This is a genomic window from Staphylococcus auricularis, assembly GCF_001500315.1.
Classification (GTDB): domain Bacteria; phylum Bacillota; class Bacilli; order Staphylococcales; family Staphylococcaceae; genus Staphylococcus; species Staphylococcus auricularis.
Genome location: NZ_LLER01000022.1, coordinates 16081 through 32073, shown reverse-complemented (window position 1 = coordinate 32073; position 15993 = coordinate 16081). Strand labels below are relative to the sequence as shown.

The following is a 15993-nucleotide window of genomic DNA, read 5'->3' as shown; positions in this document are numbered from 1 at the left end:
GCCCTTTCACGGCGGTAACACGGGTTCGAGTCCCGTCGGAGTCATTTAAACAGAAGTGAAATATCGCTTCTGTTTTTTTATATCATGGAGAGTTGTCCGAGCTGGCCGAAGGAGCACGCCTGGAAAGTGTGTAGGCGCCACAAGCGTCTCGAGGGTTCGAATCCCTCACTCTCCGCTTTGTTTTATTAACGAATAGCCGAACCCTTGATATGACAGGGGTTCGGCTATTTTTGTTTGGAAGAAAAAAGGCAAATTTAGTACAAAAAAACACAAAAAGAACACTTGGTAGGCACATATATGTCACTCTGATTTAAGAGGAGTAAGAAAGTGATAGAGACATATAGCAATTTACAATTTTGAGGAGTAGACATGAATCAATATATCCATAATCGTGTAGCTTCATCATTGACGTGGTTTATGTGTCAATCCATATCTCGCTGCCTGTCTCGTAGCCCAACTATCATAATCTTCGCCTTCTTTAACCCAATGGTTGCCTTCTGGAAATCCATTTGGGTCATTCCAGTATGGTTTACTCTCTTTTAATGCGCCTTCGTAATCACCTGTACCATATCCGAGTTGTGATTCATCGTGTGTTGTCGGTTTAGTGCGATTCCATTCATCAATCTGTGCTTGCGTCATATATCCTTGTTGTGTTTGAGTGTCATCAGTTACGGTATTAGGATTTTGTGCAGGTGCTTGCATATGATTTGGCTGTTCAGAAGCATTTTCAATTTGGGGGATATTCTCATTTTCTTGTACAGGTTGAGCGTTGGCTTGATTTTCTGTATTTTGTTGAGATCCATTATTTTGCGTTGGCTGTGATTGGTCCATTTGTGATTGAGTTTCTGCTAATTCGCTATATTGTGTATTATTATTTTCTACTTGAGATGGTTGAGTTTCATTACTCTCGGTTTGTTTATTTTTTGTTGACGCATTTTTAGAATTATCTTTATCATCTTTATTCTTCGTATGTTCTTTCTTACTTTCTTTACTACTCGTTTGTTTCTCATTTTTCGTCTCTGAAACTTTTCCGTACTGACTACAAGCGCTTAAAACGAGGGTACTCGTTAAGATTAACCATAAAACTTTTTTCATTTTACCACCTTCAAAATTAATTTTTTTAAAGTAAACGGACAATACGAATTTATAATTCAATAAAGCTGAAAAGTAAGAGGTAGAAAACATTAGGTAGAGTAGATTTAATTTATTTATCTAGATGATCAATCGCATATTGTGCTTCTTCTTCGGTAAACTTGTTTCCTGCATCAGAAATGAGTTGGTTATATATTGCGTCTGTAGACATATTGAGTGTGTTTCTGTAATTTTTAGCTGTTTTTAATGCATTTTCTTTATAATCAGCTTTTAAATGATCTACAGCATATTGAGCATCTTCCTCCGAAAATTTATCGAATTCGGACGTCAACTGACGGTATATGCCTTCTTTAGACATATGCATTGTTTTTGAATAATTTTTAGCTGATTTTAATGCTGCTTTTTTCTCATTAGATATATTTGAAGTATTGCTTTTTGATGATTTGTCTTTATCATGAACGACCTCTACTTCATTAAGATCTTTATCAACCGTATTCACAAATACAGCGGTACAAGCACTAAATAATATCCCCATGAGAATGACAAAGAGTAGGCAACCGCCACAACCCCATAACCATTTCTTTGTGATACTTCTTCTCTGTTGCTCTTTATATTCTTCAAATTGGCGCTGTTGTTGTCTTAAAAGTTCTTCATTAGAAATTTGTTTTTCTGGCATTTATTTACTCCTTTTTTAATATGCAAAAGAAACGCGATAAAGTTTTATACGGTCACATTTTTCTCACCTCCAAAATAATAAATTCATTAATAGTAGATTTTTAGTGTCAAAAATACAGATTATTCGGAAAAATAAAAAGGTAAAGTTGAATGGCTGAGGAGAAGGGTTTTATAAATGAATTCGTAATGTAGTTATAAGTTGAATATCTAATTTTATTATATACTATTTTTCTGATTTAAACAGTATAAAATTTACTAAGTGAAGAATTATATTGAAGTCATATAGGAGTAGAGATGTGTTTATGCTCAATACTTAAACTTAAGGCAGAGGATGGATAAACAGTGATATTTTAATTTGACCATTTTATATTCGTTAGTGAATGTAAAAGGATGTTTGCATTCGGGTATATTGTACATTTTGCACGAGGATAGATACTTTCACAAAAAAATAACTAGTCAGATCACGAGTTATTTAGAAATTTAAACTAACTTGATAGTTAAAAATAACTCACAAAGTCTGACTAGTCTTACGTACTTTATAAAAGTAGCAAAGATCATAAAGTCACTTATTTAGTTGGACAAAATTGTTGGTTAACCATTAAAGACGATAACTAATTTAAGAAAATAATAAAATATTTAAATCTTTACTTTCAGTCTGTGTTTTTTATTAATTCGCTTCACAAGCAAAATCATCTTTATCACGGTCATGTCTTGGTTCATAAGCTGGATGGCCGCTTGGCACACCATTTGGATAAACTTCTCTTAATGCGGTACAGTTTGCAAAACTTTCGCTTAAACTAGCAGGGGCTTGCACGTTTTCATTTGGCACTTGGGTATTGTCTACTGCATTATTAGCGCCAGTTGTATCATTAGATGCATTGTTGTCATTCGTTGCTGGTGCATTATTGTTGTCATTCGCTGCTGGTGCATTGTTGTTGTCATTAACAGTGGCATCGTTGTTATTGTTGTCACCCGTATTATTTGCTGATTCATCTTCGAATGCTGAACCAAGGCTCCATATGCCGATTTGTTCAGCTTTTGCTTGCTCTTGTGAAGCTTCTAAATCACTTAAATAGCGAGTGTTTGGAACGTAAACATAAGCTACTTTTGCTAAACCTTCTCTAACTAAAATATTGTTTAACAATTTACCGTCTACATAAACGTATGTGAGATATCTATCATATTTGTCTTTCTTTTCGCCGACATCGAATTCAACTTCAATTTTTTTTGCTTGTTTGAGTAATTCAGCGGTACGATCTGAAGCTTCTTGTCCAAACGGTTGTTTACCTACACGTGGATGTTTTGTTTCAGGTGTATCAATAAGTAAGAATCTAAAGGTCTTAACCGCACCTTTGTAAACAAATTTAGCAGTATCGCCATCGACTGTAGCCGATAATTTAACTGGAATTCGCGCTGTTGTGCCTGCTACAGGTTCTGCGGTAGCTTCACTTTCTTTTTCTTTATTTGATTCTTCTGACTTTTCTTCGCCTTTTTGTTCATCCGTTTTTTCTTCTTTAGAAGCTGCTTTGTCCTTTTGTTTTTCTTCTTTCTTAGAATCATCTTTTTTCTTTGTTTCAGAAGTTTTGCTTTCCTCTGAATCTTTTTGCTCCGAATCTTCACATGCGCCAAGCACTAAAAAGCTGGCTAGTGCTAAAAATAACAACTTTTTCTTCATAATTAAGGCTCCTCATTTTTTAAAATTAATTTGAATACGTTATATCAAATATTATTTTATGTATGGCTCATCATGTCGCTGCAGTTTATAGAAATTAAAAAGGGGAGTAAAAAAGTTGAAGGTATAGTTTTTCTAAAAAGGTATAAACTGAATTGTCATCTCCATAGTGAATTAATATATGTGTGAACGCTTTCAAATTTGGTCATGTCTTTTGAAATTAACAAATAAAATAAGATAGTAACCTATACTATGGCTTTCGAATTAAACGGGTATTTCGATTTTTGCTTTTATTTTTATTTGTCTCGTTTAAAATATCCACACTATTTCTCTATTTTAATCATAGGTTTAAGACTATTAAAATTTATAGAGTTAAATGTCTCAGACAACTTAATAAAATAATATAGCAATTGTAGTGAAAAGTAAACAACTTTTGAGAATAAGACAATACCCCCAACACAGATTTTGAATTTATCTGTGAAGGGGGTATTTGATAAATATCGTACTCTATATTAAAACCAATGGTAAATCTTATAGAGACGTTTGTTTATGGTTAGTCTTAAATTTTAATCACTAGTTAATTATTGAGCATCTTCAGAAGATTCATCTTCAGTAGAGTCGTCTTCACTTGATTCATCTTCAGTAGAGTCGTCTTCAGAAGATTCATCTTCGCTAGATTCGTCTTCGCTTTGACCTTCATCTTCTGAGCTGCTATCTTCTTCACTTTGTGACGGTTCGTTATCTTGAGAATCTTCGCCTTCTTCGTTACCACATGCTCCTAAAACTAAGAAACCAGCTAATGCTAAAAATAAAAGTTTTTTCATTCTAAAACTCTCCTTTTTGAAATATTTTTATCACTGTCGGTAGTTACAGTATATCCTGAAAGTTTTGATTATTTGTAAATTCAGAATTAAATTTATGTTTTTCTTTTGTTTATTGCAAAAGGCATAAATTTAACATTTTACCAAAAGACTATGATGACAGGCTTAATACGCTCCAATATGTTTGGGACGATTTCAAAAATAGAGTGAAAAATTACTTTATTTTTTTATTACATTGGGTTGTTTTTATAGAAATTGGGTGCTTTTTATCCATTTTTAGCGTTAATTTAGGCTAAAAACGGCATTTTATTAAAACTAGCTTTACATTGAATTAGTAAAAAGTGAGACTATAGCATCATTTCTCCCTATTATTTTAAAAAATGTGTTTGAAATAGGGGAGAATCTTTAATTTTTGTATTGATCGTACACACCATTCTCAATTTTTTCTTCTTCTTCTAAAATTTTATTGTAGACTTCATCAGCATCATCACCATCATAATATCCTTGTTCAATGGCAAATTTCGTTTGTATTTCTGCCGAAGAAAGACCGCCATTGTATTTCTCACGTAATGCGTTATAGTATTCTTCTTCAGTTTCTGCGGCATTGATTTTGGCGTTGACATCCTCGTATTCGGTATCTTCCGTTTGGTTTTTATCATATATAGAAGATTCTGTGCCACTTTCTACACGAAGTGAACTTTCATAAGCGGCAGTGGCTGGACCTTCCAACACATTACCTTGAGGGATGATGCCATTAGCTACGGCATTATTGTAAGCGAGTATTTTATCATCTTCACTGAAATCTTGACCGTAAAGGACGCGCTCTAAAGTAGCTCTATCAGTGATGTTATTAATGTCAATTTGTACTGGCGTTTCATTTGAAGCTTGTGTGGTCTCTTCATTATTATATGATGGGTTCTCGTTATTTTCATTACCATTAGCTTCAGTTTCATTTGTTTCTTTTTCTTTTGACGGATTAGCATCGTCTTTTTGTTTTTTAGTATCGTCCGATTTAGATTTTTTATCTTTTTGTGTCTGTTGTTCTTTAGAAGCATTGTCTTTGTTATCTTTAGGATCATCCTCATTTCCACATGCATTTAATAAGAGGAAACTCGCTAAACTTAAATATAATAATTTCTTCATCATTTTTCTCCTTTATCTACTAATCTTTTAAATAAACCCACATAATACAAGAAAATTTTAAGCATCTGGCTATTTCTCTATATATAGAAGTAAGACATAACATGTTTAGAATCATCTCGTACAATTCAATTGTTAAATAGTCAGTGGATTTTAGTATTGTTAGTTAAAGTTATTATACACTAGCGCAATGTATTTATCGATGCTATTAGATTACAATATAGATAATGGTAATGTTATTAAAATAGGTTATACATAATATGGAACACATTTAAAATTGGGTAAATAAAGAGTTTCCATTGTTTTGAGTCATCTATCAATAACTGGTCTTTACAATTCATGACTCGCTTTTAAAATAACAATATGCGATCAAAATGATTATAACAGTAATGTATTCGCTTACCTAAAAATAGAAAAGTGATTTAAATTTTTAACTTTTATTTAACATTCTAAAGTGTTTGTAAAATTATACGCAAAGCCAATAATTTCGAATTATCGTGTGATAAGCTGTAAGTGAGCCAATTAAAGGGAGGAATTGTAAGTGAAAAAGTTCGGTTTTGCAGCTGTAACTGTTTTGACTGGTTCATTAATGCTAACTGATGGGTTTGCTAACGCCCAAGAAGGACCTTACGACGTCGTTGCAGAAGAGAACGCTACAGCGATTGCTCAAGATGTGGCTTCTCAAAATGAAGCATACGATCCTTCACAACAAAATTTCGCTGAACCAGAATCACACGGTGATTTTTACCAAATTGAGACAAGCAATAAATCAGGAATCGACGCAGGTGCGTACCGAGTACATGATAATGGCGTTGTAGAATTCAAATCTGGTTTAGCTTCAGATCGTGATGAAAATTATAACAAAGTCGGTCAATATGAATTTGCTATAACTCCCACACAAAACAATTCAACTAAAACAAAAGATAATAAAGTAGATAGAAAAATGGAAATCGGCCAATCACCACAAGATGAGAAAGCCGACAAAAAAGAAGAGGCACTACCTAAGACAGGCGAAAGTGATCATCATGCAGGTAGAAATATAGCTGCGACACTGTTATTAACAATGGGTACGGTGTTAACGATCACTAAAAGAAATACAAAAGAAGTAAAATAAGGGACAAACTCAAAACACATTTCTCGTTTAGACATGAATCAAAAGAGAAATGTGTTTTTTATTGTCTAAAATATGTACGAGCCGTATCAGTATATATGCCTCTCATTGAGCCTCCTTTATAAAAGCACATGAATGATAAAAAAAGTGTAACTAAACAATAAATAAAAAATACGTATAATAAGAATTTACCCATGAACCTCAAAAATCCAATTAAAAACGTTATAATAGAGAAAGAGTTATGGGAGGTAAATGACAGTGGAAGCTTGGTTAACACAACGTGCAACCGCACAAAAAGATAATATATTTATAGACGATGGCAAACAACAATTAACATTTGGTCAATGTCACGAGCAGGCAGCGAAATTCGCAAATGTGCTACACCAACTGTCTAAATCAAGAATTGGTGTTTATGTAGACAATTCAATGGAAGCGGTTATTTTAATCAATGCTGCTTGGTTAGCAGGGATTGAAATCGCAATGCTCAATACGCGTCTAACAACGAAAGAAATGATCGCTCAAATGCATTCGATTAACGTTGATACAGTAGTTGCGACAATGCCGTTAACGTTAGATGCTTCGATAAAAGTCTATGATTATCAACAGCTCGAGGCCACAATAACAGATGAATCTTTTGAAGTGCCATTAGACGAGAATCGTATTGCTTCTATCATGTTTACTTCAGGTACGACCGGACCTCAAAAAGCCGTGCCCCAAACCTTTAAAAATCATGAAGTTAGCGCAAAAGGTTGTGAGCAAAGTTTAGGCTTTAGTATCAACTCTGTATGGCTATCTGTTTTACCGATTTATCATATTTCAGGGCTTAGTGTGATGTTACGTGCACTAACAAAAGGTTTTACGATGCGTCTTGAACACAAATTTGAGGCTCAACGTATGCTGCATATTATTAAAGATGAACAACCAACACACGTTTCATTGGTCCCTCAAACCCTTAAATGGTTGATGGATGCGGGATTGCACGAACCTTATCATCTTGAAAAAATCTTACTCGGCGGTGCAAAACTTTCTGCAGGTTTAGTTCACCAAGCACTTGAATATCAATTGCCAATTTACAATTCCTTTGGCATGACTGAAACATGTTCTCAATTTTTAACGGCTACACCAGAGATGTTAGCTGAGCGTCCAGATACGGTAGGTCAACCGAGTGATAATGTGACTGTTGAGATCAAGCAACCGAACAAAGATGGACATGGAGAGCTTCTCATTCATGGTGGCAATGTGATGAATGGTTATTTATACCCTGAAGGTTTAACGCAAGTGTTTGAAGATGGCTACTTTAATACGGGCGATATTGCAGAGATTGATGACCAAGGCTATGTCATGATTTATGACCGACGTAAAGATTTGATTATTAGTGGTGGGGAAAATATTTACCCCTATGAAATAGAGGCTGTCGCAAAACAATACCCAGGTATAGAAGATGCAATGTGTGTACCTATAGAAGATGATACATGGGGTCAGACACCTTATTTATATTACATTGCAGAACATGAGATAGATCCACAATCATTACAGCAACATTTGCAACAACATTTAGCAAAATATAAAATTCCAAAATCATTTGAGCGTGTCACACAATTACCGTATACGTCTACAGGTAAATTGCAACGCGGTCGATTGTAAGGGAGCATAGAATGATACATACACTTAAAGCACTTCATTTTTATCAGTATAGCGAGCCATTTAAAGAAACGATTACGACACCTAAAGTGACACTTACGGAACGAGAAGTACTCGTGATAGGGATTGAAACCGAAGAAGCTCAATATTTTGGGGAATGTAATGCTTTCCCCACAGCATGGTATGACGTAGTGACGATCAATGATGTGATCACTCATTTGAAAGATTGGTTTCAAAATGTGAAAGGTGCAACGGTTGCGACATTCGAAGCGGCACAAAGATTAGCTGACGAACTCAATGATTGCCCAACTGCGAGAAGTACAGTCATTATGGCGTTATATCAAATGTTTTATCCGCTTAAATCATTAAGTGTAGATTATGGCGCAACGGTGAGTGGGATGTCACAAAGCAAGTTGGAACAACTCAACCAGACCGCTCCGAAAAGGGTGAAACTCAAATGGTCAGCAGATGTACTGGATGATATACGAGCTGTGCAAGGGTTGTCATTTTCACCTTCAATTGCACTCGATGCTAATGAATCGTTAACATTTCAAGATATGACATTGTTGAAACAACTAGAGCAGGATACCATTTTATATTTAGAAGAACCGTTTATTGATTTTCAAAATGAACTCATAGAGGAAGCGGCAGCCTATGTACTAATTGCTATTGATGAGAAGGCAACGAGCGAAGCAGACATCATGCATCTCGTGAAGCAATATCCTATCGACACCGTCATATTGAAGCCGTTTCGCCTTGGAGGCATAGACAAGGTTTATACAGTGATGAAGCAATTACAACAACGTGGTCTCCATGTCGTGGTCGGAGGCATGTATGAATTTGGCTTGAGTCGATACTTTACGGCATTAATAGCACGTTTTGGTGATTTTCCTGGAGATGTGACACCGGATGGATATTATTTTGAACAAGATTTTGTTCCACAATCAGGCATATTAAAAGGAGGCTCAATACTTTTTGAGCCTCCTAGAGTAGAAGCGGAACGTTTAACGCTTATTGATTCGATTTTTTAGTGTCTTCTTTTTTTAACGGCACCGGATCAAATCCACCTTTATGGAAAGGATGACACTTGGAAATTCTTTTGATACCAAGCCATAAGCCTTTAATCGGTCCGTGAATTTCGATAGCTTCTCGGGTATATTCAGAACAAGTTGGATAGAATCGGCATGTCGCAGGGGTCAATGGTGATATATAGTGTTGATAGAAATGGATCAAACCGAGAAATATTTTTTTCATAATTAATCCTCCAACGAAATGATTCTTATATATTTTAACACAAGTAGAAAGGGATGGCGTGTGTGAAGTTTAAAGATAAAGAAAATGATGATGTTTACCTTACCTTTAAGTCAGATGAAATGGATGAACCAGATGGACGGCATGTACTAGTTATTCCGATATGGGAAGACCGTTATCTGTTTACTCAACACAAAAAAAGAGGGATTGAATTTCCAGGTGGTAAGGTTGAAAAAGGGGAAACACCAATCGAAGCGATGCATCGAGAATTGTACGAAGAAACAGGTGCCACTGTGAAAGTTCATCAATATATCGCTCAGTATTACGTCGATCGCACACAAGGTAAAGGCTTTTATAAGGATGTGTTTGTAGTAGCGATAGATCATGTTGAGAAGAAAAGCGACTATTTAGAGACATTAGGTCCCGTTTCTTATAAAGATATTTCGGAAATACCAAAAGCACAAAAGAGTTATTTATTAGATGACCCGGCGATATTAGCTTGTGTCGATTATGCGAAAAAGATCACACTAGGGGAATAGCAATAGGATAACTTTAATAGAGCTGGAAAAGACGAGACTCAATCGCGAGCCTCGTCTTTTTTGATTTTCTCAAGTTTTATCATTTTAAAAATTATTTTTTGAAGCCGCCTTTTTCAGCGATATCAGCCACATCTTCACCGAATTTTTCAAAATTATCATTGAAGCGTTGGATTAGATCGTTAGCTTGTGCTTTATAAGCGTCTTGATCGCTCCATGCATTAATTGGGTTCAGAATGGTTGTTGGTACATCTGCAACTTCTTTAGGAATACTTAATCCAAACGTTTCATCTTGGATGAATTCTGCATCTTTCAATTTACCTGTGATCGCTTGGTTAACCATTTGACGTGTGTAAGTGAGGTTGATACGACGTCCTGTACCGTATTTACCACCTGTCCAACCAGTGTTCACAAGGTATACGTCTACGTCATGTTTGTCGATGAGTTCACCAAGTAAGTTAGCGTATACTTTTGCATTTAATGGTAAGAATGGAGCACCGAAACATGTAGAGAATGACGGTTCTGGTTCCGTAACGCCACGTTCTGTACCTGCTAATTTAGCAGTGAAACCACTTAAGAAATGGTACATCGCTTGTTCACCAGACAATTTAGAGATTGGTGGTAACACACCAAATGCATCTGCTGTGAGGAAGATAATCGTATTCGGATGTGCTGCTTTAGAAGGTGATACGATGTTATCGATGTAATGGATTGGATACGCAGCGCGTGTATTTTCAGTATAGTAGTTGTCATCAAAGTCGATGGTGCCATCATTATCTACGACAACATTTTCTAATACTGTTCCGTATTTAATAGCGTTATAAATTTGTGGTTCTTTTTTATAAGATAAGTTGATCGCTTTTGCGTAGCAACCACCTTCGATATTGAAAATACCGTTATCATTCCATCCGTGTTCGTCGTCACCGATTAAATTACGTGATGGATCTGCTGAGAGCGTTGTTTTACCTGTTCCAGAAAGGCCGAAGAATAAGGCTACATCACCTTTTTGACCTACGTTAACTGAACAGTGCATGCTCATGATATCACTTTTCGGTAAAAGGTAGTTCATAACGGAGAAGATACCTTTTTTCATTTCTCCAGCATATTCTGTACCACCGATCAGTACAATTTTATGTTTGAATGAGATGATGACAAATGTTTCTGAATTGGTACCATCCACAGCTGGATCAGCTTTGAACGATGGTGCTGAGACAATCGTAAAGCCAGATTTGATTGATTCTGCTTCTTTTTTACTGCTTGGTCGAATAAACATATTTTGGGCAAAGAGGTTATGCCAAGCGAATTCGTTTACGACAGTCAGTTTCAGTTGTGAATCTTCATCGCTGCCTGCATAGCCTTTAAATACGTATAATTCTTCTTTTTCATGTAAATAATCTAAAACTTTGTCTAATAAGTTTAAGAATGTTGTTTCTTCAATGGGTTGGTTCACATCGCCCCAATCAATATCGTCTTTGTATGAAGGTTCTGCCACGATAAATTTATCTTTTGGAGAACGACCTGTATATTTACCCGTACGTGCATTAATTGCACCTGATTGTGTTAATTCGCCTTCATTGTTTTGTATGATTTTGTAATAAAGTTCAGTTGTAGTTAATTGAAATTGAGAACTTTCTTTTGTGATAAGCTCTTTAATTTTATTCGTATAAGTATACGTATCTCGCGCCAAATTGATCCCTCCACTGGAAATAATATGTAAGCCTTTACAATTAAAAAGTATAACATATTTCTTCCATTAATCCATACCAAATTACATCATCATTTTCATACCAATATAAAATTGACATCCCACTAGCGATTCGGTAATATAAGGAAAGACGGATTCTCTTATCCTGAGTGGTGGAGGGACATGGACCCAATGAAACCCAGCAACCTCTTCTCGAGCATGAAGAAAGGTGCCAAACCGTTTGCAGACATAGCGTCTGAACGATAAGAGCGAATGGACGTATCGAGCCTTCTCTCTATTTAATAGTGAAGAAGGCTCTTTTTTATAAATTGGCTCAAGATAAGAAATTCTCGTACTACGCATTGAAGGAGAAAAAGATGACACATAATAAACGATTATTTACTTCCGAATCTGTGACAGAAGGGCATCCTGATAAAATTGCGGACCAAGTTTCTGATGCGATCTTAGATCAAATTTTAAAAGATGATCCAAACGCTAGAGTCGCTTGTGAAACAATGGTCACAACAGGTTTAGCTTTAATCACAGGAGAAATAAGTACTACCACATATGTAGATATTCCTAAAGTTGTAAGAGATACCATTGAAGGTATTGGTTATACACGAGCAAAATTCGGTTACGATAGCCAAACGATGGCAGTGCTCACTGCCATCGATGAACAATCACCTGATATTGCACAAGGTGTCGATCAAGCCCTCGAATACCGTAATGAGATTTCTGAAGAAGAAATAGAAGCGACGGGTGCAGGGGACCAAGGTTTAATGTTTGGTTATGCGACAAATGAAACGGATACCTACATGCCGTTACCGATTTTCTTATCACATCAACTTGCGCAACGTTTAGCTGATGTACGCAAAGATCATATCATTGATTATTTACGTCCAGATGGTAAAGTTCAGGTGACTGTAGAATATGACGAAGACAATCAACCTGTGCGTGTGGATACGATTGTCGTATCTGCTCAACATGCTGAGGACGTGGAATTAGAACAGATTCAACAAGATATTAAAGAACATGTCATTTATCCGACAGTACCTGAAAAATTAATAGACGAACATACTAAATTCTTCATCAATCCAACAGGACGCTTCGTGATTGGAGGCCCACAAGGTGATGCTGGTTTAACTGGCAGAAAAATTATTGTCGATACGTATGGTGGCTATGCACGTCATGGGGGCGGTTGTTTCAGTGGTAAAGACCCGACGAAAGTAGACCGTTCTGCAGCGTATGCCGCACGTTATGTAGCGAAAAATATTGTGGCTGCTGAACTCGCTGAGCAATGCGAAGTCCAATTAGCTTATGCGATCGGTGTAGCAGAACCAGTTTCTATATCCATCGACACATTTGGTACAGGAAAAGTGACTGAACAAACACTTGTGGATGCAGTGCGCGAACATTTCGATTTACGTCCTGCTGGCATTATTAAAATGTTAGACTTAAAACAACCTATTTATAAACAAACGGCAGCATATGGTCATTTTGGACGCACAGATGTGTTACTTCCATGGGAAAAATTAGATAAAGTCAACGTTTTAAAAGATACAGTCAAAGCTTAAACGAATCGCATTTTTAACACATCAAACATAGCAACAGAGCTGAAAGAATAAAGATAAACGACTATAATAGAGTTATTGAGGATATAAAAGGAGCGTTATTTTAACATGATAGATAGTAGCTTAATCGTTGTAAACGGAGCAATCATTGTTGCTATTGTGTTTTTAGTGTTATGGATCGTTACATTGATCAGCAAAAATAACACGAAACAAAAAATTGAAGAATCTTATTCTTCTAAGCAAAAACAATTAAATGAGGATTATGAAGATGCGTTAGAAAAAGAACGCATTGAAAATAAAAAAGCAGTAACCAAACAAAAAGAAGAATATGAAACTACTGTTGCCAACAAAGACAAAGAAATTGATGCATTGAAATTATTCACTAAAAATCACAGTGAATATATCACTGACATGAAATTAATTGAAATCAGAGATCGACTCGTGAATGAAAAACGCATTCGTCCTGAAGATATGCATATCATGGCTAATATTTTCTTACCAGGTAATGAATATGGAGACGTGAGACGCGTGAGTCATCTCGTGCTTACACGTACAGGTTTATACATCATCGATTCTAACTTGTTGAAAGGTCATGTACTCAATGGTGTAAGTGCAAATCAATTTAAAGAACAACCGTTGTTAGAACAAGTATTTAGTACGTTGGATTTAAATTCGCAACAACCTCAAACGATTGCTTTAGATCAAAACGATGAAGATCAACATAAATTAACATTCGTGGATTATACGAAACAGTTAGCAGAAGTTGAAGCATTAGCTGGAGACATGCAAACAGAACTCAACTTGAAATACACACCGACAACGATTTTATACTTCAATCCTAAACGTGAAGGTGCAGTGTCAATCGCTAATTACGCACAAAGCTCATCTTCAAAAGTATTGGTTGGACCTGAACAACTCGATGAATTCTTTAACAAGTTTGTGTTCCATGGTCGAATTCAATACAGTGTTGATGATTTACAACGCATTGTGGATGAAATTGAATCATTTAATTAAGTTGAATATCAATCGCTTAACCGGGGCCCACGTCGTCCCGGTATTTTTATGTCTGTTGTTTTCTAGATCGGCATGATGTGTGTTCATTTCAGTTTTGATTTAACGCTATTGTCTGTATGTCCATTTTTTCTATATCTTTAAATACGTGTTAAACTAGATGTAAAAGTTATAGTCGAAAGGGGATTGTGTCACGTTGAATCAAGTTACTTTTTATAATGGGAATGTGATGCCTAAATTGGGATTTGGCACATATCGTATAGAAGATGAAACCAAGTGTAAGGAAGCGGTACAACATGCAATAGAAGTCGGTTATCGCAGCATTGATACAGCGATGGTTTACGAAAATGAACAAGCGGTCGGTGAAGGTATTAGAGCGGGGTTAGAAAGTACTGGATTAACACGCAGTGATTTATTTATTACATCTAAATTATGGTTAGACGATTATGGAAGTGACAATGTAGAAGCGGCGTATAAGACCTCACTTAAGAAATTGGGACTAGATTATTTAGATTTATATTTAATGCACTGGCCAGGCACTAACGAAGCCTTGATGGTCGATACGTGGAGAGGCATGGAAGCATTATATAGAGATAATAAAGTAAAAAATATTGGTGTGAGTAACTTTAATGTTTCGCATTTAGAAGCACTTTTTGCTCAGGTATCTATTAAACCAGTGATTAATCAAATTGAATTTCATCCATATTTTCTCCAAAAAGAGTTAAACATGTATTTAGATGTGCAAAATATACTGATGGAATCATGGTCTCCACTACTAAATGGTGATTTATTACAAGATGCTACCGTTAAATCTATAGCAGACGAAATAGATCGTTCACCAGCCCAAGTTATTATAAGATGGAATTTACAACATGATGTGGTCGTGATACCGAAGTCTCAAACACCTGCTCGTATTGAAGAAAATATCAACGTCTTTGATTTTGAATTAACAGAAGATCAAATGGCTGCCTTAGATCAACTCAATGAAGACAAACGTACCGGACCAGATCCTGATCACTATCACCGTTCAATTAAATAAGTATAAATTGCAGCGGCGTCATGCATGCTGTCTATATCCAAAAATATCCGATGAAACAGGCTATAAAGCACAGACCATATTGTAACGCTGAATAAGCAAACCATTTTAACCATTGTTGTTGGTGTAACATTTGGGTTAGTTCATACATTAAGGTTGAAAATGTCGTTAGACCACCTAAAAAACCTATGATGAACAGTGCGTATAAACTGCCATTATCAATAGCAATGTGCGCAAATATGCCAATACAAAGGCTACCGATCAAATTAACAAGTAATGTGGCGACAGGAATCGTTTGGCGTAAACGCTGATTGCAGAAGTCTGTGATCCAAGCACGAACGACTGCGCCACAACCGCCTCCGATAAATACACCTAATAAGTTAAGCATGCTTTCTACCTCCTAATTTGAGACCGATTAAACAAGCAGCTATACCACCCACATAGCTCGTTAGTGCGTAAATAATCAGAATGAATACATTGCCTTGATCGAATAAACTGACCAGCTCAAATTGAAAAGTAGAAAAGGTAGTTAAAGCACCGATGAGCCCGGTCGTTAAGCCTTTTTTAAGCTTGGGATGATGACGCAACAAGGAGAGGGCAGTTGTACTACACCAAGCCATCGCAAAAGCGCCAATCACATTAACAAGCCATGTGCCTAATGGAAAGGTAAGTGCTATATTCAATTGCGAGATGAGGTAACGTAAACTAGCACCGATTGCACCACCCACGAAAATATAAGTATATGGCATTGT

Annotated in this window: 16 protein-coding genes, 1 tRNA gene and 1 riboswitch; of the genes, 8 read left to right on the top strand and 9 right to left on the bottom strand. The window is 36.1% G+C overall.

Annotation, left to right across the window (positions count from 1 at the left end; all coding sequences use genetic code 11):
* Window positions 1-86: 86 nt before the first annotated feature.
* A tRNA-Ser gene (locus APS80_RS10240) sits at window positions 87-175 on the top strand.
* A 227-nt stretch (window positions 176-402) separates the two neighbouring features.
* Here the strand turns inward: APS80_RS10240 and APS80_RS10235 are convergent.
* From APS80_RS10235 to APS80_RS10215, 5 genes are all read right to left on the bottom strand, one after another.
* Window positions 403-1095: a hypothetical protein gene (locus APS80_RS10235; protein WP_059108166.1), complete on the bottom strand. Its 693-nt coding sequence runs from the start codon at window positions 1093-1095 to the stop codon at window positions 403-405.
* 109 nt (window positions 1096-1204) lie between these two features.
* Complete coding sequence (locus APS80_RS10230; protein WP_059108165.1) at window positions 1205-1768, bottom strand: Ltp family lipoprotein; 564 nt, start codon at window positions 1766-1768, stop codon at window positions 1205-1207.
* Window positions 1769-2434: 666 nt separating this feature from the next.
* Window positions 2435-3442 carry a thermonuclease family protein gene (locus APS80_RS10225; RefSeq protein WP_083498208.1) on the bottom strand — a complete coding sequence of 336 codons (1008 nt, stop codon included), beginning with the start codon at window positions 3440-3442 and terminating at the stop codon, window positions 2435-2437.
* Between the two features lie 578 nt (window positions 3443-4020).
* Window positions 4021-4263: a hypothetical protein gene (locus APS80_RS10220; protein WP_059108164.1), complete on the bottom strand. Its 243-nt coding sequence runs from the start codon at window positions 4261-4263 to the stop codon at window positions 4021-4023.
* A gap of 402 nt (window positions 4264-4665) precedes the next feature.
* Window positions 4666-5403, bottom strand: coding sequence for a hypothetical protein (locus tag APS80_RS10215; protein ID WP_059108163.1), 738 nt, complete (start codon window positions 5401-5403; stop codon window positions 4666-4668).
* A gap of 538 nt (window positions 5404-5941) precedes the next feature.
* On the opposite strand from APS80_RS10215, the gene APS80_RS10210 reads away from it, so the two are divergent.
* From APS80_RS10210 to menC, 3 genes are all read left to right on the top strand, one after another.
* Window positions 5942-6514: an LPXTG cell wall anchor domain-containing protein gene (locus APS80_RS10210; RefSeq protein ID WP_059108162.1), complete on the top strand. Its 573-nt coding sequence runs from the start codon at window positions 5942-5944 to the stop codon at window positions 6512-6514.
* Between the two features lie 255 nt (window positions 6515-6769).
* Window positions 6770-8155 carry an o-succinylbenzoate--CoA ligase gene (menE, locus tag APS80_RS10205; RefSeq protein WP_059108161.1) on the top strand — a complete coding sequence of 462 codons (1386 nt, stop codon included), beginning with the start codon at window positions 6770-6772 and terminating at the stop codon, window positions 8153-8155.
* Window positions 8156-8166: 11 nt separating this feature from the next.
* A complete protein-coding gene (menC, locus tag APS80_RS10200) occupies window positions 8167-9183 on the top strand; it encodes an o-succinylbenzoate synthase (RefSeq protein WP_059108160.1) in 1017 nt (338 codons plus the stop codon).
* On the opposite strand, the gene yidD is transcribed toward menC, so the two are convergent.
* Window positions 9164-9406, bottom strand: a complete 243-nt coding sequence (yidD, locus tag APS80_RS10195; protein ID WP_059108159.1) for a membrane protein insertion efficiency factor YidD — start codon at window positions 9404-9406, stop codon at window positions 9164-9166. The two genes, menC and yidD, sit on opposite strands and share 20 nt — an antisense overlap.
* 62 nt (window positions 9407-9468) lie before the next feature.
* Here yidD and ytkD point away from each other — a divergent pair, with 62 nt between their 5' ends.
* Window positions 9469-9942, top strand: coding sequence for an RNA deprotection pyrophosphohydrolase (gene ytkD / locus APS80_RS10190; RefSeq protein WP_059108158.1), 474 nt, complete (start codon window positions 9469-9471; stop codon window positions 9940-9942).
* A gap of 91 nt (window positions 9943-10033) precedes the next feature.
* Here ytkD and pckA read toward each other — a convergent pair whose 3' ends face one another.
* The gene (gene pckA / locus APS80_RS10185; RefSeq protein ID WP_059108157.1) at window positions 10034-11626 is read right to left on the bottom strand and encodes a phosphoenolpyruvate carboxykinase (ATP); all 1593 of its coding nucleotides are present in this window, start codon (window positions 11624-11626) and stop codon (window positions 10034-10036) included.
* 155 nt (window positions 11627-11781) lie between these two features.
* A riboswitch (SAM riboswitch) is annotated at window positions 11782-11893 on the top strand.
* Window positions 11894-12000: 107 nt separating this feature from the next.
* On the opposite strand from pckA, the gene metK reads away from it, so the two are divergent.
* The 3 genes from metK (at window position 12001) to APS80_RS10170 (ending at window position 15244) form a co-directional block, all read left to right on the top strand.
* The gene (gene metK / locus APS80_RS10180) at window positions 12001-13197 is read left to right on the top strand and encodes a methionine adenosyltransferase (protein ID WP_059108156.1); all 1197 of its coding nucleotides are present in this window, start codon (window positions 12001-12003) and stop codon (window positions 13195-13197) included.
* Window positions 13198-13302: 105 nt separating this feature from the next.
* A complete protein-coding gene (locus tag APS80_RS10175; protein WP_059108155.1) occupies window positions 13303-14208 on the top strand; it encodes a hypothetical protein in 906 nt (301 codons plus the stop codon).
* Between the two features lie 193 nt (window positions 14209-14401).
* Window positions 14402-15244 (top strand): aldo/keto reductase, encoded by an 843-nt coding sequence (locus tag APS80_RS10170; protein WP_103170774.1) that lies wholly within the window; start codon window positions 14402-14404, stop codon window positions 15242-15244.
* Window positions 15245-15275: 31 nt separating this feature from the next.
* Here APS80_RS10170 and APS80_RS10165 read toward each other — a convergent pair whose 3' ends face one another.
* Together APS80_RS10165 and crcB are read right to left on the bottom strand one after the other, a co-directional pair.
* Window positions 15276-15629: a fluoride efflux transporter FluC gene (locus APS80_RS10165; protein ID WP_059108154.1), complete on the bottom strand. Its 354-nt coding sequence runs from the start codon at window positions 15627-15629 to the stop codon at window positions 15276-15278.
* Window positions 15622-15990: a fluoride efflux transporter CrcB gene (gene crcB, locus APS80_RS10160; RefSeq protein ID WP_059108153.1), complete on the bottom strand. Its 369-nt coding sequence runs from the start codon at window positions 15988-15990 to the stop codon at window positions 15622-15624. The genes APS80_RS10165 and crcB overlap by 8 nt, the downstream gene beginning before the upstream one ends.
* Between the last annotated feature and the right edge of the window lie 3 nt (window positions 15991-15993).

Excerpts from the sequence above, each read along its gene's own strand:
- APS80_RS10235 (WP_059108166.1), bottom strand. The coding sequence starts at position 1,095 with ATGAAAAAAGTTTTATGGTTAATCTTAACGAGTACCCTCGTTTTAAGC.
- APS80_RS10230 (WP_059108165.1), bottom strand. The coding sequence starts at position 1,768 with ATGCCAGAAAAACAAATTTCTAATGAAGAACTTTTAAGACAACAACAG.
- APS80_RS10225 (WP_083498208.1), bottom strand. The coding sequence starts at position 3,442 with ATGAAGAAAAAGTTGTTATTTTTAGCACTAGCCAGCTTTTTAGTGCTT.
- APS80_RS10220 (WP_059108164.1), bottom strand. The coding sequence starts at position 4,263 with ATGAAAAAACTTTTATTTTTAGCATTAGCTGGTTTCTTAGTTTTAGGA.
- APS80_RS10215 (WP_059108163.1), bottom strand. The coding sequence starts at position 5,403 with ATGAAGAAATTATTATATTTAAGTTTAGCGAGTTTCCTCTTATTAAAT.
- menC (WP_059108160.1), top strand. The coding sequence starts at position 8,167 with ATGATACATACACTTAAAGCACTTCATTTTTATCAGTATAGCGAGCCA.
- yidD (WP_059108159.1), bottom strand. The coding sequence starts at position 9,406 with ATGAAAAAAATATTTCTCGGTTTGATCCATTTCTATCAACACTATATA.
- metK (WP_059108156.1), top strand. The coding sequence starts at position 12,001 with ATGACACATAATAAACGATTATTTACTTCCGAATCTGTGACAGAAGGG.
- APS80_RS10175 (WP_059108155.1), top strand. The coding sequence starts at position 13,303 with ATGATAGATAGTAGCTTAATCGTTGTAAACGGAGCAATCATTGTTGCT.
- APS80_RS10165 (WP_059108154.1), bottom strand. The coding sequence starts at position 15,629 with ATGCTTAACTTATTAGGTGTATTTATCGGAGGCGGTTGTGGCGCAGTC.
- crcB (WP_059108153.1), bottom strand. The coding sequence starts at position 15,990 with ATGCCATATACTTATATTTTCGTGGGTGGTGCAATCGGTGCTAGTTTA.